The organism is Acinetobacter sp. A2, assembly GCF_012371325.1.
In the GTDB taxonomy this organism is placed as follows: domain Bacteria; phylum Pseudomonadota; class Gammaproteobacteria; order Pseudomonadales; family Moraxellaceae; genus Acinetobacter.
This window is the reverse complement of the sequence record NZ_JAAZQX010000018.1, coordinates 1-19,174: the sequence shown is the minus strand read 5'-3', so window position 1 is coordinate 19,174 and position 19,174 is coordinate 1. Positions and strand designations below refer to the sequence as shown.

The window sequence follows — 19,174 nt, the reverse complement described above, 5'->3', positions numbered from 1 at the left end:
ACTCGCGAGCGAAGTCTGATGAATGTACTTACAAGCATTGTTGATTTTATAGTCACTTGAGTGGCGAAAAAAGAAAACAATCTATGTTTTTATAAGTTTTTCAACAAAATCATAAGCTGCGGGTTTTTTGTACATGCATTTGTAGGCATAATACGACCAAAGATGAATTGTTTTAGACAATAGGGAATGTCTTCAATGGATTTAATTCAGGCGAATGGACAACCGCATTATGGACGTTTTAGTGAACTTCCCAAAAAGATTGATTACCAAGCCTACCAATACAAAACACCGTATGGTGAAGTACTGTCGGGTTGGCGTAAGCGATTAAAATATAAAAAGTTTAAATTTTGTAGCATTCAACATGAGCACTATACCATTGGTTTAGCTATTGCAGATATTGCATGGGCAGGTCATGGCTTTGTCTATATTTATAATCACATGACGAGTGAAGTGCAGGAATGGAATGCGATTAATTTTTTATCCCGCAATACCGTGTTGGATGAACAGCCTTTATTCAATCAAAGTTATTTTGATAAATCTCCATTTCAAATTGAAATTCAACATGCCAATGGTGTGCGCTATATCCGTGTGACCAAATATGGCGAAATTAAACTCAGTGCTCGTATTTTTTGTGCAGGTACAGACCCATTAAGTATGTGTAGCCCGACAGGCATTAATGGTTGGACTTATACCCAAAAACTGACCACGTTGGGTTGTGAAGGGTATTTTGTCAATAAAACAGGACAAACTATTCAATTCCATGAACGGACTTTTGCCTCACTAGATGATACCTGTGGTTTTTTGCGCCCTGAAACAGCATGGTTTTGGTTATCGTGTAATTTTTGGGATACCGAAAACCGCCGTGTGGGGCTGAATTTAGCCTCTGGTGTGAATGAAAGTTTTGGCAATGAAAACTGTTTGTGGATCAATGGCGTGCTGTACCCCTTAACAGATGTGCTGTTCCAACATGAAGATGAGGATTTGTGGAGTATTCGCTCATTGGATCATCAGCTGAATTTAACCGTCAGTACAGGTTGGCGCCGTTATGAAAATCTGAATTTGCGTTTGGTGGGTAGCCAGTTTAGCCAATGGCAAGCCAAAATTAGTGGTACGATTCAGCAAGGCGATACCGAGATCATTTTGCTGAATGAATATGGTTTGCTTGAACAGCATTATGCCAAATGGTAATGCTTAGACTAAACACAACCCTGTAGAATTTTAATCACAATCGCTGAGCTACTGAACAGATATTTAAAATATTGAGAGTAGAGCAGCGATTTTTTAATCTAAGAGATAATTTAAGCAAATGCGTTTTCATGGTGCTGCTTAACGACTACTTCGCAGCTTGCCAAAAAGCTTCACCCGCCTGAATTGGATCATTGGTTTCAGCTAAGGTGTGCAGCCAAACATCGTATTGCGCGATAATCGGGTGTTGGCTAGGGTGAAAATCAGGCTTAAACCAGTCTTGAAATTGTGGTTTCATTTTGCGTAATTTTCCATTTTTACCCAATAGCCATTTCAACCCGCGTGCATTCATCTTTAAGCGTTGTATGCGGCTAAAACCATCGTATCTGAGCATGACATTGGCACGGTAAAGGGTAAACCCAAACATCAAGCCTGTGGTGAGTACCAATGCCATTTTTCGGGTCAGTTCAGGCACATTGCCCACCTGTTGCATCACATCAAAAGCCACATCACGATGCTCCATTTCTTCAATCGCATGCCACGCAAATAAAGCACGGACATACGGATGTGCATCTTTCAGGGTGTCTTTTTCGCCATAAAATGTTTCTGCCATAAGTGCTGTTAAATGTTCAGCCGCCGCCGTCATGGCAATGTTGTATTGAGGTGAGCGATATTTCAGTTCAAACTTAAAAATCTTGTTCAGACGCTGAATAAATTGATCTACCGGCATACCTTGATCTTTCATGACCTGATTCATTTTGTCATGTGCAATGCCGTGTTGCGCTTCCTGCCGAATAAAATCTGCAACGCGTTGTTTAAGGTCTGGGTCTTGAATTTGATCGCGAAACAAACGTACAGATTGAATAAAGTAACGCTCTCCGTCAGGAAAGGTCAGGCTAAGCGCATCAAACATACGTGTCAGAAAAGGGTCACCCGCAAACCAGTAACGTGGAATTTCGCTTAACTGAAAATCAAGATTGCTGCGGACAATAGGCGCAGCATGATATTGGACAAGTGCATTCATTTTATTTTACTAAGCAGAGTCGATCATGTTTGCAGTATGTCGGGCTTTCGCGGATTTGTTTTGACAGAACTTGCCAGTTTTTATACATTAAACGACAAAAGAAAATGATTCATGTCAACATGAGCACACACATTCACGAAATTCAAATTCCAAATGGCTATTATCAGTTATGGCTGCGCTACCTTTCTGAGCGTGGTCTAATGCCTGAACAGCTAGGGTTTTCTGCGGCACAATTGCAACAGTTACAGCATGTCCTGTCATTGCCCTTAGATACACAGTCATCTTATGTATTGTTTACTGAGGTTATTCAGCACAGCATCCATTTTTTGAATTGTCCCCAGCTGATTTTTGAGTTGGCAGCTCATATTCAGCCTGAACATTTTGGTGTACTCGGTTATATGGCCTCGCGTAGTAACAGTGTCGCAGAAGCCATTCAGTACATGATGCGCTTTAGCCGTTTGGTGGTGGATGGTTCGGCTGCTGTACCCATGCGTTTATATCAACAACAGGATGCTTTGTATTTGTCTTGGCCCTTGGTCGATGAAAAATATAGTTTGATCCATGAAATGACCTTTGCTTGTATGGTGCAACTGGCCACTCAAATTTTTGACTTTCAACATTCACCCATTCGGGAAATCCACTTTGCCCACGCCGCACGCATGCCTGTGCGACAGTATGAAAATTTTTATCGCTGTAAAATCTTGTTTAAACAAGCGGAATATCAAATTGTTTTAAATTTAGATAGTTTAACGATTCAACCACGACAGGCAGACCCTTCTTTAATTCATTTGCTAACCAAGCAAGCTGAAGATGCGATTGCATTAAAACCGAATGTCGATAGCGTATTGCAGCAGGTTCAGGAAATGGTGGCGCAATATTTACGTCAGGAAGAAAACATCCCCAGTATTGAGTTTGTGGCGCAGGTGTTGTGTTGTTCGGTGCGCACGTTGCAGCGACAGATTAAACAAGAGGGCACAGGCTTTAAACAGATTATTGAAAAAGAGCGCATGCAGCGCTGTGAGCAGTTGCTTATACAAAATCTGGGGCTGTCTGAAATTGCACAACAATTGGGGTATTCAGATCAATCTGCTTTGGCGCGGGCTTATAAGGCCTACACTGGGCAAACTTTGCTTAAAGCCAAACAGGCTTTACAGCAGGGCGAGTATGAAAAGAAATAGATAGACATTCATTCAAGTTCTAGCCTGAAGAAGCACTGTATTTCAGCCCGATGTGTCATAGCATCACGGAACAATAGCATTGGAAAAATAGCGCTGATCAATCGATTTAAATCAGCTTTTGCAAGGTTGTGAAATGAATGATTTAGAAGCTAAGTGTTTTGTTTATATCATTTTTTAAAACTTTAAATGCAAAATTGGGCAAAATGTACAAACCGATAAGCAGGCCAAATTAGGCATCTTTGATCATTGAGAAAAAAGCGCAAATATTAGTAAATGTAGCCTCGCGGTTGTTCTGAATAAATCGTTTTGCAAACAGAAATACAGCAACCCATGCCAGTGCGCTATTCATTGTGTAAAAAATAGCGTTACAATGGGTCGATTTGTATTTCTACAATAGCAAATGTCTCAGTTTTAATCATTCAAGGAAAATACAACCCTATGTCACGTTTAGCCACACGATTTGCACAGCTTGAATCTCAACAGCGTAAGGCCTTGGTTTCTTATGTTATGGCAGGTGACCCTCATCCAGAAGTCACAGTTCCGTTGTTACATCAAATGGTCGAGGCAGGGGTAGATGTCGTTGAATTAGGTTTGCCGTTTTCAGACCCAATGGCCGATGGTCCAGTGATTGCCCTTGCAGCAGAGCGTGCTTTGGCAGGTGGTACCAGTACGCTAAAGGCTTTAGACATGGTCAAAGAATTTCGTCAAAAAGATCAGGAAACCCCTGTTGTGTTGATGGGATACTTAAACCCTGTAGAAGTGATTGGTTATGAAAAGTTTGTTGAATATGCTAACGATTGTGGTGTAGATGGTGTGCTTTTGGTGGATTTACCACCAGAGGAAGCTCAAGATTTTGACAACATCTTAAAGAAATATGAGATGGATCAAATTTTCTTGTTGGCACCAACATCGACACCAGAGCGTATTCAGTTTGTGGCAAATCAAGCCAGTGGCTTTATTTACTATGTTTCCTTGAAGGGCGTGACAGGCGCAGCAACACTTGATGTTGCAGAAGCAGCAACACGCTTACAACAAATTAAATCTGTTACAAATGTGCCGGTTGGCGTAGGTTTTGGTATCAGCGATGCTGCCTCTGCCAAAGCAATGGGTGCAGCTGCCGATGCAGTCATTGTCGGAAGTGCTTTTGTAAAACAATTTGCGAGCCTTGCCCCAGAACAAGCCGTCATTGCAACGGTTAATAAAGTGAAGGAGCTTCGAGCTGCGCTCGATGAGTTAGTATGAATCAAGAAGTGAAAACAGGGAAAATTCTAAGCCCATCGACGCCGTGGACTGAACGTGGTGTGCCTGGTATTGAAACACCAGATGAACAACAAGCCTTAAAAGCTATTTTCACTGAACCAACAATTGAATGTCCTGAATGTCATGCGTTAGTCACCCGTACCGCAATGTCTTTTAATGCGTATGTATGTCCACAATGTGACGAACATTTACGTATGAAAGCGCGTGAGCGTTTAACTTGGTTCCTAGATCAAGTTCAACAAGAATTAGGTCAAGAATTTTCTGCCAAAGACCCGCTGAACTTTGTAGACAGTAAGGCTTATCCTGAGCGTATGTCTGAAGCACAAAAGAAAACAGGGGAAACTGAAGCTTTGGTGGTAATGCAAGGCTTACTCAAAGAAATGCCAGTAATTGCTTGTGCATTTGAGTTCGACTTTATGGGCGGCTCAATGGGTACTGTTGTTGGTGACCGTTTTGTTCAAGCGGCTGAACGTGCTATTAAACAGAAACAACCTCTAATTTGCTTTGCTGCATCTGGCGGTGCACGTATGCAAGAAGGCATGCTGTCTTTAATGCAAATGGCGCGTACCTCTGCAGCGATTCAGCGTATGAAAGAAGCAGGCTTGCCATACATCGTGGTGTTGACTCATCCTGTATATGGCGGTGTAACAGCATCATTGGCAATGTTAGGCGATGTACACATTGCTGAACCTAAAGCGATGATTGGTTTCGCAGGTAAACGTGTGATTGAGCAAACTGTACGTGAAAAACTGGAAGAACCGTTCCAGCGTGCAGAATACTTGCTTGATCATGGCGTGGTCGATCAAATTGTCCATCGTCATGCATTACGTGATACAGTTTATCGCATTGTGTCGAAACTGATGAATTTGCCTTGAACATAGCACCGCTTGCAACCGATGATTTAAATACATGGCTCAATTATTGGAGCCATGTTCACGTTACGGGTATTGATTTAGGTTTGGAGCGGGTGATTCCCGTTGCCGAAAAACTGGGTGTGACTCAGCCAAATGCCAAAGTCATTACGGTTGCAGGAACCAATGGCAAAGGTTCAACCACTACCACTTTGGCAGCAATTTTAAATGCCCAAGGCTATAAGGTAGGATTGTACCAATCGCCACATATTTACCGCTTTAATGAGCGGGTCAAATTAGCAGGAAACGAAGTTGATGATCAAAGCTTGATTGATGCCTTTGTGCAGGTAGATCAAGCTCGACGCGCCTGTGATCTGAGTTTATCTTTCTTTGAAGCGACCACGTTGGCTGCCTTTGTGATTTTTAAAGCACGTGACTGTGATGTTTGGGTGCTTGAAGTCGGTTTGGGTGGACGTTTAGATGTAGTGAATGTGGTCAACCCAGATGTGGCAGTGATTACCAATATTGGGTTGGATCATGTGGATTGGTTGGGCGATAGCATCGAAAAAATTGCTTATGAAAAAGCAGGGATTATTCGTCCGAACATTCCAGTGATTTTTGCAGGTCAGCAAGATTTACCACAAGCTATTCAAGACAAAGCAACAGTGTGCAATGCGCCGTTATTGGTCTTAAATCGTGATTATTTTTATCGTGATTCTGACGATGGCGAATCTTGGATGTTTGCATCTTCAGGTTGTACCTTAAAACTCCCGACAGGTAGCTTGGCATTAGATAATATTTCTACCGCAGTGGCAGCTGTATTAAATAGTGGCCTTGCGGTTTCTCAAACGGCAATTGCAGAAGGGATTCAAGCCGCTAAATTGGCAGGACGTTTTGAAATTCGTCAAATTCAGGGTAAAACCGTGATTTTTGATGCAGGGCATAACCCGCATGGCGTTGAATTTTTGTTAAAGCAATTGCGCAATTTCTTAAATTACAATAAACAGTACACAGAAGTGGTTGGTGTTTTTTCAATGCTGGCAGATAAAGATATAAATTCTGTCGTTGAGTTATTGAAAGATGCGGTGTTAATGTGGAAAATTGCCGCATTAAATGTGCCACGTGCGGCAGAGATCACGGTTTTAGATCAAGCTTTGCAAGGCGAAACAGTACAACACTTCGACAGTGTGCAATTGGCTTTTAAATCAGCGCTGGATGAAACAAAAAATAATCAGCTGATCTTGGTATGTGGATCATTTCATACCTTAGAAGCGGTATGGGAGTATTTGGAAGAATGTCAATGAATAACAAACAACGCTGGATGGGTGGCGTTGTTTTATTAGGTGGTGGTGTTTTATTGGCAGCATTGCTTTTAAAAGGGCAAGAAGAAATACATCAAAATAATGTCAAAACCCCAAGCCAAGCTGAACAAGTTCAGAATAAAAATGCCAATCAAGCAGAAATGGTGCAATTGCAGCCTTTAACTGTAGATGTCGAAACCGAGCAGCGTTTGCTAGAAGAGCAGCGCCGTGCACGTGAAAAAGCGGTAGCAGAGCAAGAAGCGCGTGCAGCCGAATTTTTGGCAATGCAGCAACAGGCTGAAGCTGAAGCAGCACGTAAAGCAGCAGAAGAATACGCAGCTTTAAATGCCCTGCGTTCAGGTCAGCAGCAAAGCTCAGACAATATTCCACCTGAACTGGTAGAAGATGAACAGGCCAAGCAAAAACGTTTGGCTGATGAAAAAGCCGCTCAGCAAAAGAAGTTAGAGCAGCAAAAGGCAGCAGATGCCAAGAAAGCTGCAGAGCAAAAAGCAGCACAAGAGCGTAGTGCCGCAGAGAAAAAAGCTGCAGATGAAAAACGACTAGCTGAAGAAAAACGAATTGCGGAAGAGAAGCGCAAGGCTGAAGAAAAACGCCAAGCCGATGCAAAACGTAAAGCGGAAGAAGAGCGCAAAGCGGCAGAAGCGAAAAAAGAAGCAGAACGTAAGGCTGCTGAAGAAAAACGTAAAGCAGATGAAAAGCGTAAAGCTGAAGAAGCCGCTAAGAAAAAGGCTGAAGCAGAAAAAGCACGTAAGCTTCTGGAAGAAGGCGATAAGCAGTGGATGGTACAAGTGGCTTTGGCAGCCAACCAAGCCAATGCCGATGCTTTGGCAGCTAAATTAAAAGCCAAAGGTTATAAAGTCACACAAAGTCCAACCTCTAAAGGTGTGCGGATTATGGTAGGGCCATCTAAAGATCGTGATGCTGCAGACGCCACTCGTAAAAAAATCACGGCTGACCCTAGTTTGAATATGAAGTCGGCATGGGTAATTGACTGGGTGCCGTTAGAGAAACGCAACTAATTCTTTTTATAAAGTTGTGGTCTTTAAACAGGATTTAATCATTTGGTTAAATCCTTTTTACACGCTATTTATTTAGACATTAAAAACGCCTATCCGAAGATAGGCGTTTTTAATCATTCTGCTAACTTGTGAATTCAGTGTAGAACTAAAATTAAGAGCGACTTGGTTGTTTGGTCAAACGTAAATACGGTTTGATGGCTTTATATCCGCTTGGGAAGCGTTCTTTAAGTTCAGCTTCATCTTGAATAGATGGCACAATCACCACGTCTTCACCATCTTGCCAGTTAGCAGGGGTTGCAACTTTATAATTGTCAGTCAGTTGCAATGAGTCAATCACACGTAAAATTTCATGGAAATTACGCCCTGTAGATGCAGGATAAGTGATGATCAAACGTACTTTTTTATTCGGATCAATAATGATCAGTGAGCGTACAGTCAGTGTTTCACTGGCATTTGGGTGAATAAAATCATACAAAGTAGACACTTTACGGTCTTGGTCGGCAAGAATTGGGAAATTAACTGTCGTATTTTGAGTTTCGTTAATATCTTGAATCCAGCCTTTGTGAGATTCTGCATCATCTACAGAAAGCGCAATCGCTTTAACATTACGTTTGCTGAACTCATCTTTAAGTTTTGCGGTAAAGCCCAATTCTGTGGTGCAGACAGGGGTATAGTCGGCAGGGTGTGAAAATAAAATCCCCCAGCTGTCACCTAAAAACTCATAAAAATCAATCTGGCCTTCATTTGAATCTTGTGTAAAGTTGGGTGCGGTGTCACCTAAGCGAATGGTCATGCTGTGCCTCTAATGTTTTGTGTTGTAGGTTGAATGAACACTACTATGCGTTATTTCTTTTGCAAAAATAAATAGTGTTTTTGTATGTCCTTATGAATAAATAGAATAAGTGATGTGGTTTTTATTGCATTTTCAAAATAGATTCATGTGCTATTGCTATATATCGGCCGCTCGAAATTTGTTACATTAACTGCCACTTAGCAGCGAGAAATGGCAAGTAGAGATTGGAATTTTTAATAGGTTTTTGTGCAAAACCCTTGTACTTCAAATTTCTAGCACCATAATAACCACTAAGAAAAACCTATTTATTTGACAAGCAAGATTTAGAGAGTTTATTCATGTTGGCAAGTCTGATCGGAGGAATCTTCGGTACTAAAAATGAGCGCGAACTCAAACGCATGCGTAAAATCGTAGACAAGATTAATGCGCTCGAGCCGACGATATCTGCCTTAAGCGATGCAGACTTATCTGCAAAAACCGAAGAATTCAAACAACGTTATAACAAAGGCGAAAGTTTAGATAAATTATTACCAGAAGCATTTGCGGTATGTCGTGAAGCGGCCAAACGCGTCATGAGCATGCGTCACTATGACGTGCAGTTGATTGGTGGTATTACCTTGCACGAAGGTAAAATTGCAGAAATGCGTACAGGTGAAGGTAAAACCCTAATGGGAACTTTGGCTTGTTATCTGAATGCTTTGAGTGGTCAGGGCGTGCATGTCATTACTGTGAATGACTACTTGGCACAGCGTGATGCTGAACTCAACCGTCCTTTGTTTGAGTTTTTGGGTTTAAGTATTGGCATTATTTATTCGATGCAAGACCCGACTGAAAAAGCACAAGCTTATCGCGCAGACATCACTTACGGTACCAATAACGAATTTGGTTTCGACTATTTGCGTGACAACATGGTGTTTTCTCTCGCTGAGAAAAAACAGCGTGGTTTGACCTATGCCATCATTGACGAAGTGGACTCGATCCTAATTGATGAAGCACGTACACCATTGATCATTTCGGGTCAAAGTGATGATTCATCTCAATTGTATGCTGCAATCAATACCATTCCACCAAAACTGCATGCGCAAAAAGAAGAAAAAGTAGCAGATGGTGGGCATTTCTGGATTGATGAAAAACAACGAACGGTGGAAATGACCGAAATTGGTTATGAAACTGTAGAAGATGAATTGATTCAAATGGGATTGCTGGCAGAGGGCGAAAGTCTTTATTCTGCATCTAACCTGAATTTGGTGCATCACGTGTCTGCTGCCATTCGTGCGCACTTCTTGTATCAACGCAACGTACACTACATTATTCATGATGGTGAAGTGATTATTGTTGACGAAAATACAGGTCGTACCATGCCGGGTCGTCGCTGGTCAGAAGGCTTGCACCAAGCGGTAGAAGCCAAAGAAGGCTTAGAAATTCAGCCTGAAAACCAAACTTTAGCGACCACAACTTTCCAGAACTATTTCCGTTTATACAAAAAATTATCGGGTATGACGGGTACTGCAGATACTGAAGCTGCAGAAATGAAAGAAATTTATGGTTTGGATGTGGTGATTATTCCAACCCACCGCCCAATGATTCGTAATGACCAGAACGATTTGATTTATTTAAACCGTGCAGGCAAATACAACGCAATTATTCAAGAAATTCAGCGTGTGCATGAAGCGGGTGTAGCGCCAATTTTGATTGGTACCGCAACCATTGAAGCTTCGGAAATTTTATCGGACAAACTGCGTGAAGCGGGTATTCAGCACGAAGTGTTAAATGCGAAGCAACACGAACGTGAAGCCGACATTATTGCACAGGCAGGTTCACCACGAGCGGTGACGATTGCGACGAATATGGCGGGTCGTGGTACAGATATTTTGCTCGGTGGTAACTGGAAAGCCTTGCTTGCCAAAATTGAAAATCCAACCCCTGAAGACGAAGCTCGCTTAAAAGCAGAGTGGGAACAAAACCATGACATGGTGTTAAGTTCAGGTGGTTTGCATATTATTGGCTCTGAACGCCATGAATCACGCCGTATTGATAACCAGCTACGTGGTCGTGCAGGTCGTCAGGGTGACCCAGGTGTGTCACGTTTCTATCTTTCACTTGAAGATGACTTGATGCGTATTTTCGCAGGTGACCGTGTCGTGGCAATGATGCGCGCTATGGGCTTGCAGGAAGATGAAGCGATTGAGCACAAAATGGTGTCTCGTTCCATCGAAAATGCACAGCGCAAAGTTGAGGCACGTAACTTCGATATTCGTAAAAACTTGCTGAAATACGATGATGTGAATAATGAACAGCGTAAGATCATTTATTCACAACGTGATGACGTGTTAGCAGAAAACACCCTGCAAGATTATATTGAAGAAATGCATCGTGAAGTGGTCACAGGCATGATCGCCAATTATATTCCACCTGAATCGATTCACGATCAGTGGGATATTGACGGGCTTGAGCGTGCCTTACGTGATGACTTGGGCATCGACTTGCCAATTAATCAATGGTTGGAAGAAGATCGTCGCCTAGACGAAGAAGCGTTGATTGAACGTATTTCTGATGAAATCTTGGCGCGTTACCGTTCACGTCGTGAGCAAATGGGTGATGAATCTGCAGCCATGTTAGAACGTCACTTTATGCTCAGCTCATTAGATCGCCACTGGAAAGATCACTTGGCGGCAATGGACTATTTACGTCAAGGTATTCATTTACGCGGCTATGCGCAAAAGAACCCTGAGCAAGAATACAAAAAAGAAGCATTTAACTTATTTGTGAACATGCTGGGTGTGATTAAAGCTGATGTGGTCACTGATTTATCACGTGTACACGTCCCAACGCCTGAAGAATTGGCTGCCATGGAAGCGCAACAACAGGCACAGGCCGAAGCCATGCAGTTGAACCTTTCTCATGCAGATGTAGACGGCTTAACGGGTGAAACCTTTGAATCAGAACCGCAAGCGGTAGCTGCTGATCAAGCGGTGGTACCACCTGCAAGCCGTAACTCACCATGTCCATGTGGTTCAGGACTGAAATACAAGCAGTGTCACGGTAAAATTTAAGTTTGATGAACTTTGCAAAGCAGAACTTCGGTTCTGCTTTTTTATCGCATTTTGGCTTAAAACTTTGTAGCAATAGTTTTGCAAGATGTGTATAGCATTTGCAGATTTTGGAATTAAATGCTATTTAGTTGCACATGCAATATATCCATACGTGGAACAAAAAATGAAAAAAGTATTACAACCTTTAATGATTGTCGCACTTAGCTTGCCAACGTTGACCTTTGCGAATGCTACAGCGACAACGACCACTGCTGCAAAAGTTCAGGCTGCTGTAGGACCCACTACAGCACAGGCTCAAGTAGATAATGGTCATGTAACAGTGGCAAGTCCACGTACAGGTATCCGCTATACCTTTGCCAATCCTGATCAACGTCCAATTGTGTTGCATACTGCTGCGATTGCACCAGCGAATGCTGCTAATGTAAATCGTATTGTGGCTTCAAATCCAGCACTGTCTGCAGCAAGCCAAGAACGTGCCAAACAGGCATTGTTGGGCGAAGCAGTTGTGGCAACCAATCCACAATAAGTTTTAAAGCAGACTGGCAAGCGATGCTGCTTGCTCAGCTGTACGTTTAAATATAAAAAAACCAGTCTAAACGGCTGGTTTTTATATTTCAGAGCCTACATAAACAAAAAGCGAAACGACACAGGCGGATGCTCGATTTTTTCTTCATTTTCCACTAAGCTGTGACATTCTCAAATTTGTACTGGAAATTTCAAAATGGCAGTTGGTGACGTCTCTATGCCACATATGCATGTGGTCAAAGGTGTAAAAATTGGTTCAGCTGAAGCCTATGTGCGCTATCAGAACCGACGTGACCTGGTTATTTTTGAATTTGCAGAAGGTTCAAATGTTGCGGGTGTATTTACCCAAAATGCATTCTGTGCTGCGCCTGTGCATGTCTCTAAAGCACATTTAGCACAAACTAATCCACGTTATTTGGTGATTAATACAGGTAATGCCAATGCGGGTACGGGTAAATTGGGTATGCAAAATGCAGAAACCACCTGTGCCAAATTGGCTGAATTGGCGGGTGTATCTGCACAAGAAGTTTTGCCATTTTCTACAGGGGTGATTGGTGAACAATTACCTATTGAGCGTTTGGTCGCAGGTTTAGCACCAGCTTTGGCGTCGTTGCGTGATGATGCATGGCATGATGCCGCCACAGGCATTATGACCACAGATACCAAACCAAAAGGTGCGTCTGAGCAATTTGAGCTCGATGGTATTACATACAGCATGACTGGTATTTCTAAAGGCGCAGGCATGATTCGTCCGAATATGGCGACTATGCTTAGCTATGTTGCGACCGATGCCCCGATTCAACGTGATGTATTACAACAATTGCTCAAGCAAAGTGTAGAGCAATCTTTTAACCGCATTACCGTAGATGGCGATACTTCTACCAATGACTCATGCATTTTAGTGGCGACAGGTCAGGCAGGCGGTACGACAATTAGTAGCAATAATGATCCACGTTATGCGGTGCTATTGGATGTTTTAAATCGTGTGATGCTGCGTTTGGCGCAATTGATTGTTCGTGATGGCGAGGGTGCAACGAAATTCATTACGGTTCGTGTTGAAGGTGGCGCTAATACTCAGGAATGTTGTGATATTGCTTATAGCATTGCACATTCGCCATTGGTAAAAACCGCTATTTTTGCCTCAGATCCAAACTGGGGGCGTATCCTTGCTGCGATTGGTTACGCAGGCGTCCCTAATTTAGACGTTGAAAAAATTCAGGTTTGGTTAGATGATGTGCAAATATGTAAAGATGGTGGCGCTGCCGCAGACTATACCGAAGAAGCAGGTGCAGGCGTCATGGCGCAAACTGAAATGACCATTCGTGTAGATTTAGGACGCGGACAGGCCTCAGATACAGTCTATACTTGTGACTTATCTTATGATTATGTCAAGATCAACGCGGATTACCGTTCGTAAAATTTAAATTGAGTGAGAAAGCCTCCGTTGTGAGGCTTTTTTAGCATTTAATCGGCAAAGGGCTGGTGAATGAGCAAATAGCCCCCATATCATCAGTGACTTGAGTACGCTTGTGTTAGGGCAAGCATGAAGATAGAGAAGACGTTGTTATGAATGATGCGACCAATTTAATTGCCAATGAAGCAAAATCGATTGTGCAGGCGCATTTAGATCGCTTGGGTGAAACCAAAGAGCACCATTTGAGTGAGCAGGCCAAGCAGGAAAAATTTGCGCAAATTAAAGCAGAACTCGAAAAGCGCAATGCTGTCTTGGTTGCCCATTATTACTGCGATCCAGAAGTACAGGAATTGGCAGAGTACACGGGCGGTTGTGTTTCAGATTCTCTGGAAATGGCACGTTTTGGTCGTGATCATGCTGCAACAACATTGGTGGTGGCTGGGGTGAAATTTATGGGTGAAACAGCCAAAATTTTATCACCAGAAAAAACTATTCTAATGCCAACTTTGGAAGCGACTTGTTCACTCGACTTAGGTTGCCCTGTCGATGAGTTTAGCCGCTTCTGTGATGCACATCCTGATCATACTGTTGTGGTTTATGCCAATACTTCTGCTGCGGTAAAAGCACGTGCAGACTGGGTCGTGACATCTAGTTGCGCAGTTGAAATTGTCGAGCATTTAGATAGCTTGGGTGAAAAAATCATTTGGGCGCCTGACCAGCATTTAGGTCGCTATATTCAAAAGAAAACTGGGGCAGATATGTTGCTGTGGGATGGTTCATGTATTGTGCATGAAGAATTCCGTTCGCGCGGTATTGCCAACATGAAAGCGCTGTATCCAGATGCTGCAGTTTTGGTACATCCAGAATCACCTGAAGCTGTGGTTGATATTGCTGATGCAGTGGGCAGTACTTCACAGCTAATTCAAGCTGCGAAAAACTTGCCGAACGAGCGTCTTATTGTGGCAACTGACCGTGGCATTTTCTATAAGATGCAACAAGCGGTACCCAATAAAACTCTGATTGAAGCACCAACTGCAGGTGAGGGGGCAACTTGCCGCTCATGTGCACATTGCCCGTGGATGGCAATGAATGAATTAGATGGAATTTTGCATGTGTTGCAAACTGGTGATCAAGAAATATTCGTTGAGCCTGCGCTTGCAGAACGTGCTAAATTACCGTTAGATCGTATGTTGAATTTCAGTGCGAGTCTGAAACGCTAAAATTGATTGAAAAATATCAAAAATGCTTGATAAATATACGGTTGAAGCTTTTTTTTAATTTTTTTTAAATATAGGTGTTGACGTCTTCGGGCGTCACGCCTAGAATGCACACCGTACCGCACGATGTGCGATACACAAAAAGCTGAGATGAATCGGAGCATAGCACAGCCTGGTAGTGCACCTGGTTTGGGACCAGGGGGTCGTAGGTTCGAATCCTACTGCTCCGACCAATTCTTCAAGGCAACGTATCGCATGATATTATGTATCATCGGTCATGCGCCTGTAGCTCAGTTGGATAGAGCATCCGCCTTCTAAGCGGATGGTCACAGGTTCGAATCCTGTCAGGCGCGCCATTTTTGGGTGGCTTGGTATATAAGAACCAAATATGATGGTGGATGTAGCTCAGTTGGTAGAGCCCTGGATTGTGATTCCAGTTGTCGCGGGTTCGAATCCCGTCATTCACCCCAATCTCTTTAAGAGATAAACGGAGCATAGCACAGCCTGGTAGTGCACCTGGTTTGGGACCAGGGGGTCGTAGGTTCGAATCCTACTGCTCCGACCATTTTCTAAAATAGAAATGGTCAATAGATAAAGATACCGCGTTAAGCGGTTTTTTTATGCCTGAAATTTAGAAAAATACTTTTGTTGATTACATCTTTTAGGTGAAATAAAAAAAGCCTCAATGACTGAGGCTTGATGATCCGTTGAAATTTCTGTAGGGCTTTAAGGTACTATGGTCACATTTACCCGACGGTTAATCGCGCGATTTGCTGGTGTATCGTTGCTCACCATCGGTTGAGATGCTCCACGACCAATCACCTGAATATTGTTTCGTTCAAAACCTTGATCTAAAAAGATCTGAGCGACACTTTGGGCGCGTTTTTCAGAAAGAGTTTGATTGTAGCTGGGTAACCCCACATTGTCGGTATGTCCAATAAATTTAAGTTTATCTAGATCATATTTATGCAGTTGTTGTGCCAGCTGATTCAGGCGTTGTTGCTGAGGTTTTTGGATAGCATATTCATCAAAACCAAATAATAAACGTTCAGGCAAAGCCAGTGTCCAGCCATCATCACTCAAAATAAACCCTTCATTTTTAAGCATACGTGCTTGTTTATAGCTGACATTGCCTAAGCTCATACATGCGCTGAGCGAAACCATAACTAAAATGAGAGAAGTGATCAGAACCTTTTTAAGCATGTGAAACCTGTTTATCAAATGGAGCGTAAAACTCTGTCCTTCAGGGCAGAGATGTAAGCGACACGACATGAAATGTCGTTGGGTTTTTCAAAAATCAACACCTTTAATTTAACATGATCTAAAATAAGCCCATGAAAACACTTAAATTACGCATAAAAGACAAACATTGCAAGGTGCTAGACCAATTAGCATCTGAGGTGAACTTTGTTTGGAATTATGTGAATGATTTGAGTTTTAAACACCTAAAAAGAACAGGTCACTTCTTTTCAGCATTCGACATGGCAAAGTACACCAAAGGTACTTCAAAGCTCTGTGGATTGCATAGCCAGACAATTGATGCAATTAGAGAAGAATTTGTCACCCGAAGAATACAGTATAAAAAAGCAAAGCTGAAATGGCGTGTTAGCAACAAGAAATCAGCAAGAAGATCGCTTGGTTGGATACCATTCAAAAAATCAGGACTGAAATATGCTGATGGATGGGTTGAGTATGGAAAAACCAAATTCGGCTTATGGGATAGCTACGGTTTAAGCAAATATAGTGTTAGAACAGGCTCATTTGTTGAGGATAGTCGTGGGCGTTGGTATGTGTGCCTGGTCGTGGATTCACCTAAGTTAGACAAACCAACTGCAACTAAAGCCATTGGCATTGATCTAGGCTTAAAAGATATAGCCACCTGTTCTGATGGCACTGTGATTTCAAATCCAAAGTTGTATCGTAAATATGAACAAAAACTAGGTATAGCTCAACGAGCGAAGAATAAAAAGCGTATTCGTGCATTACACGCCAAGATTGCAAATTGTCGTAAAGATCATTTGCACAAAGCAAGCACCATGCTTGTAAAAGAAAATGCACTGATTATTGTTGGCGACCTGAGTGCAAAAAAACTTGTAAAAACTAAAATGGCTAAATCTGTTTTAGATACAGGCTTTTCAGCATTCAAAACAATGCTCAAGTATAAATGCGAGAACGCAAGTGTATTGTTTGAGGAAGTCAACGAAAGTTTCACAACCCAAATGTGTTCGTGCTGTGGTGAGATCACCGCAAGCAGTCCGAAAGGTAGAGCAGATTTGCGAATAAGAGTATGGGAATGTGAAAACTGTTTAAATACCAATGATCGGGATTTAAATAGTTCTAAGAACATACTTGCGCTTGGGCTTAAGCGTCTAGCAGTAGGAATCACCTCCGTTTAGGGAGGTGAGGAAGTCAATGTTTGATTGAGGTGAAATATACCATTTTATTTTATCGCGTTTCGCTTTAAGCATGGCACGATCTACATCAGCAATTAAATTTTCTGGTGTCTTGGCATATTCAGTTAATGCCACACCAATACTAACATTTAATGAGACTTGCTGCTGTTCGTATGTAAATGTGGCTGCATAACAGTTGTGAATTTTTTCACAGAAATTTTCCAATTCAGCCTGTGTATATGAACCTGTCAGAATCACTGCGAATTCATCTCCGCCTAATCGTGAAACAAAAGCATGCTCGGGCAAAATATCGATAAGACAGTGTGAAGAATCACGTAAAATTTCATCACCAATTAAATGACCAAATTGATTATTGATTTGGTTGAAATTGTTGATATCTAAAAATAAGACTGCAGCACTGGTAGTTGAACCATTATACAGTTTGAAAAGTGTTTCATAAAAATAATGTCGATTTGGCAGTTGAGTTAAACTGTCATATTGAAATTGATGTTGTAATTTGTTGTTTTCTGAAGTTAAATTCTTATGCGATTGCTCAATTTCCTTTAATAGACTATTAAAGGCATAACTGAGTTCGTGCAATTCCTGAATATCTGAACCAGAAATACGCATTTTGTAATTTTGTTGCGTGCTAATATCACGTGCAGAATCAACAATTGAGGTTAAGGATTGCATGAGATATTGATAAATTGAATTAATCGACCAAAACACGGCCATCAACATTAAAATAAAACCAAAACTTAGCCCAAGAACAATTTTGAGCAAAAAGCTGATCAGGTCGCTCGAATTACCGTAGACTAGCAGTTCGCCATATTTTTGTTGATCGTGATTAATACTCAGACGAACAGGGTCGTGGAAAAACAAATAATCTAACAAGGCTTGAATTGAAAATCGGTCAAGGTCTTGTTGTTCAATAAATGCCATACGCTTTTGTTGGGCTGAAAGCACTTCAATGGAGCGGACAGGATGGCGCTGTGTATGTTCAGTTAAGATTTCATTCAAAGTGATCTGATCGTTAAATACAACTGCAGGTTGAATACGTTCATTCAATGTGGTTGATAAATTTTGCAGACTATTTTTAGCGTAGGTGTTCATGGTGTAAGTCGAAATGACCAAAAAAATTCCAGAACAAATACAAAAGGTCAGTATAAAAATAGTGAGTTGAGAGCGCGTAAATAACTGATGCAAGGTAATAGGAGTGTATAACTGCTTCATGAGTTAGGCTCCGTTGGTTTTGCAAGTAATAACACTCGTGGATCAATATGCACTTTCGACTGAGTTAAGCTTTCTAAGTTGACTTTAAAAGCGTAGTTTTGATTCTTTTTATATAAACAAAAAGCGCTGCCTGTTTCACAGTCCACATTATTCAAGCTAATCGAAAGTGCAGGAAAATCGACTTGATGAATTAAAATCTGCTGTTCTTCAATGGCTGATAGAGTTGAAAAGATCAAAATTTGACAATCATTCTGCTTAATAGCATGCGTTTGAATGGCATGAATATCGTATTTATGATGTGCAGATGCATAGTTTTTAAAATGTTGTGCAACACTCGTGTTATCCACAACACAGAGTTTAGGCGTGTCTAGTCGCCATTTAGCATAAGCCAAAATTGAAAATGTGGTGCTGTACACACTTGGAGGTGGTGCTGCATGTAAAGTAGGGGCTGAAATTGCTATGAATGACAGTAAAATTATTTTTTTTTTAAAAGTTCGAGTCATCTCAACACAACATTAAAATAGATCAAAAAATAGTTTAGCTAAAATTTAAAAATAAACATACTGCTAATTTTGGCTAAGAATACGACAAAGTTTAGAATTGTTGATTAAATATTGCTCATATAAGCGCTATTTTTGCTAAAAACAAAAAACAGGGCTTGCAAGCGATGGGAATTCATCTATAATGCACATCCATCGGCGGTGATG

The 19,174-nt window shown here is 41.7% G+C and carries 16 protein-coding genes and 4 tRNA genes; 15 read left to right on the top strand and 5 right to left on the bottom strand.

Features of this window, described 5'->3' with window-relative positions; all coding sequences use genetic code 11:
- Positions 1 to 195 precede the first annotated feature (195 nt).
- A complete protein-coding gene (locus tag HHA43_RS08310) occupies positions 196 to 1,188 on the top strand; it encodes a DUF2804 domain-containing protein (protein WP_168542348.1) in 993 nt (330 codons plus the stop codon).
- A gap of 145 nt (positions 1,189 to 1,333) precedes the next feature.
- Here HHA43_RS08310 and HHA43_RS08305 read toward each other — a convergent pair whose 3' ends face one another.
- Positions 1,334 to 2,209 (bottom strand): metal-dependent hydrolase, encoded by an 876-nt coding sequence (locus HHA43_RS08305; RefSeq protein ID WP_168542346.1) that lies wholly within the window; start codon positions 2,207 to 2,209, stop codon positions 1,334 to 1,336.
- A gap of 131 nt (positions 2,210 to 2,340) precedes the next feature.
- Here HHA43_RS08305 and HHA43_RS08300 point away from each other — a divergent pair, with 131 nt between their 5' ends.
- From HHA43_RS08300 to HHA43_RS08280, 5 genes are all read left to right on the top strand, one after another.
- Positions 2,341 to 3,387: a helix-turn-helix transcriptional regulator gene (locus tag HHA43_RS08300; RefSeq protein WP_323126717.1), complete on the top strand. Its 1,047-nt coding sequence runs from the start codon at positions 2,341 to 2,343 to the stop codon at positions 3,385 to 3,387.
- Between the two features lie 438 nt (positions 3,388 to 3,825).
- A complete protein-coding gene (gene trpA, locus HHA43_RS08295; RefSeq protein ID WP_168418578.1) occupies positions 3,826 to 4,629 on the top strand; it encodes a tryptophan synthase subunit alpha in 804 nt (267 codons plus the stop codon).
- The gene (gene accD / locus HHA43_RS08290; RefSeq protein WP_168418579.1) at positions 4,626 to 5,522 is read left to right on the top strand and encodes an acetyl-CoA carboxylase, carboxyltransferase subunit beta; all 897 of its coding nucleotides are present in this window, start codon (positions 4,626 to 4,628) and stop codon (positions 5,520 to 5,522) included. Before trpA ends, accD begins: the two co-directional genes overlap by 4 nt.
- The gene (folC, locus tag HHA43_RS08285) at positions 5,519 to 6,802 is read left to right on the top strand and encodes a bifunctional tetrahydrofolate synthase/dihydrofolate synthase (RefSeq protein WP_168542342.1); all 1,284 of its coding nucleotides are present in this window, start codon (positions 5,519 to 5,521) and stop codon (positions 6,800 to 6,802) included. The genes accD and folC overlap by 4 nt, the downstream gene beginning before the upstream one ends.
- Positions 6,799 to 7,839, top strand: coding sequence for an SPOR domain-containing protein (locus tag HHA43_RS08280; protein WP_168461650.1), 1,041 nt, complete (start codon positions 6,799 to 6,801; stop codon positions 7,837 to 7,839). Before folC ends, HHA43_RS08280 begins: the two co-directional genes overlap by 4 nt.
- Before the next feature lie 151 nt (positions 7,840 to 7,990).
- Here HHA43_RS08280 and HHA43_RS08275 read toward each other — a convergent pair whose 3' ends face one another.
- Entirely contained in the window at positions 7,991 to 8,632 is a 642-nt protein-coding gene (locus tag HHA43_RS08275; protein ID WP_168542340.1) for a peroxiredoxin, read from the bottom strand.
- Positions 8,633 to 8,970: 338 nt separating this feature from the next.
- Between HHA43_RS08275 and secA the strand changes: the two genes are divergently transcribed.
- The 8 genes from secA (at position 8,971) to HHA43_RS08235 (ending at position 15,406) form a co-directional block, all read left to right on the top strand.
- Complete coding sequence (gene secA, locus HHA43_RS08270) at positions 8,971 to 11,685, top strand: preprotein translocase subunit SecA (RefSeq protein WP_168418583.1); 2,715 nt, start codon at positions 8,971 to 8,973, stop codon at positions 11,683 to 11,685.
- A 163-nt stretch (positions 11,686 to 11,848) separates the two neighbouring features.
- Positions 11,849 to 12,211: a hypothetical protein gene (locus HHA43_RS08265; protein WP_168418584.1), complete on the top strand. Its 363-nt coding sequence runs from the start codon at positions 11,849 to 11,851 to the stop codon at positions 12,209 to 12,211.
- Between the two features lie 195 nt (positions 12,212 to 12,406).
- Positions 12,407 to 13,627: a bifunctional glutamate N-acetyltransferase/amino-acid acetyltransferase ArgJ gene (gene argJ, locus HHA43_RS08260; protein ID WP_168461651.1), complete on the top strand. Its 1,221-nt coding sequence runs from the start codon at positions 12,407 to 12,409 to the stop codon at positions 13,625 to 13,627.
- A 149-nt stretch (positions 13,628 to 13,776) separates the two neighbouring features.
- Positions 13,777 to 14,844 carry a quinolinate synthase NadA gene (gene nadA / locus HHA43_RS08255; protein ID WP_168461653.1) on the top strand — a complete coding sequence of 356 codons (1,068 nt, stop codon included), beginning with the start codon at positions 13,777 to 13,779 and terminating at the stop codon, positions 14,842 to 14,844.
- A 153-nt stretch (positions 14,845 to 14,997) separates the two neighbouring features.
- A tRNA-Pro gene (locus HHA43_RS08250) sits at positions 14,998 to 15,074 on the top strand.
- Between the two features lie 46 nt (positions 15,075 to 15,120).
- Positions 15,121 to 15,197 (top strand) — tRNA-Arg (locus tag HHA43_RS08245).
- Positions 15,198 to 15,235: 38 nt separating this feature from the next.
- Positions 15,236 to 15,311, top strand: a tRNA-His gene (locus HHA43_RS08240).
- An 18-nt stretch (positions 15,312 to 15,329) separates the two neighbouring features.
- Positions 15,330 to 15,406, top strand: a tRNA-Pro gene (locus HHA43_RS08235).
- Positions 15,407 to 15,567: 161 nt separating this feature from the next.
- On the opposite strand, the gene HHA43_RS08230 is transcribed toward HHA43_RS08235, so the two are convergent.
- Positions 15,568 to 16,044, bottom strand: a complete 477-nt coding sequence (locus tag HHA43_RS08230; protein WP_168418587.1) for an OmpA family protein — start codon at positions 16,042 to 16,044, stop codon at positions 15,568 to 15,570.
- 131 nt (positions 16,045 to 16,175) lie between these two features.
- Here HHA43_RS08230 and HHA43_RS08225 point away from each other — a divergent pair, with 131 nt between their 5' ends.
- Entirely contained in the window at positions 16,176 to 17,237 is a 1,062-nt protein-coding gene (locus tag HHA43_RS08225) for an RNA-guided endonuclease InsQ/TnpB family protein (RefSeq protein WP_168542338.1), read from the top strand.
- Here the strand turns inward: HHA43_RS08225 and HHA43_RS08220 are convergent.
- Both HHA43_RS08220 and HHA43_RS08215 read right to left on the bottom strand, forming a co-directional pair.
- On the bottom strand, positions 17,211 to 18,467 hold the full coding sequence (locus HHA43_RS08220; protein ID WP_168418589.1) for a diguanylate cyclase domain-containing protein: 1,257 nt from the start codon (positions 18,465 to 18,467) through the stop codon (positions 17,211 to 17,213). The genes HHA43_RS08225 and HHA43_RS08220 overlap by 27 nt on opposite strands.
- Entirely contained in the window at positions 18,464 to 18,970 is a 507-nt protein-coding gene (locus HHA43_RS08215; RefSeq protein WP_168542336.1) for a YfiR family protein, read from the bottom strand. Before HHA43_RS08215 ends, HHA43_RS08220 begins: the two co-directional genes overlap by 4 nt.
- Positions 18,971 to 19,174 lie beyond the last annotated feature (204 nt).

Coding starts and splice junctions, on each gene's coding strand:
- HHA43_RS08310 (WP_168542348.1), top strand. CDS start 196: ATGGATTTAATTCAGGCGAATGGACAACCGCATTATGGACGTTTTAGT.
- HHA43_RS08305 (WP_168542346.1), bottom strand. CDS start 2,209: ATGAATGCACTTGTCCAATATCATGCTGCGCCTATTGTCCGCAGCAAT.
- trpA (WP_168418578.1), top strand. CDS start 3,826: ATGTCACGTTTAGCCACACGATTTGCACAGCTTGAATCTCAACAGCGT.
- accD (WP_168418579.1), top strand. CDS start 4,626: ATGAATCAAGAAGTGAAAACAGGGAAAATTCTAAGCCCATCGACGCCG.
- HHA43_RS08280 (WP_168461650.1), top strand. CDS start 6,799: ATGAATAACAAACAACGCTGGATGGGTGGCGTTGTTTTATTAGGTGGT.
- HHA43_RS08275 (WP_168542340.1), bottom strand. CDS start 8,632: ATGACCATTCGCTTAGGTGACACCGCACCCAACTTTACACAAGATTCA.
- secA (WP_168418583.1), top strand. CDS start 8,971: ATGTTGGCAAGTCTGATCGGAGGAATCTTCGGTACTAAAAATGAGCGC.
- HHA43_RS08265 (WP_168418584.1), top strand. CDS start 11,849: ATGAAAAAAGTATTACAACCTTTAATGATTGTCGCACTTAGCTTGCCA.
- argJ (WP_168461651.1), top strand. CDS start 12,407: ATGGCAGTTGGTGACGTCTCTATGCCACATATGCATGTGGTCAAAGGT.
- nadA (WP_168461653.1), top strand. CDS start 13,777: ATGAATGATGCGACCAATTTAATTGCCAATGAAGCAAAATCGATTGTG.
- HHA43_RS08230 (WP_168418587.1), bottom strand. CDS start 16,044: ATGCTTAAAAAGGTTCTGATCACTTCTCTCATTTTAGTTATGGTTTCG.
- HHA43_RS08225 (WP_168542338.1), top strand. CDS start 16,176: ATGAAAACACTTAAATTACGCATAAAAGACAAACATTGCAAGGTGCTA.
- HHA43_RS08220 (WP_168418589.1), bottom strand. CDS start 18,467: ATGAAGCAGTTATACACTCCTATTACCTTGCATCAGTTATTTACGCGC.
- HHA43_RS08215 (WP_168542336.1), bottom strand. CDS start 18,970: ATGACTCGAACTTTTAAAAAAAAAATAATTTTACTGTCATTCATAGCA.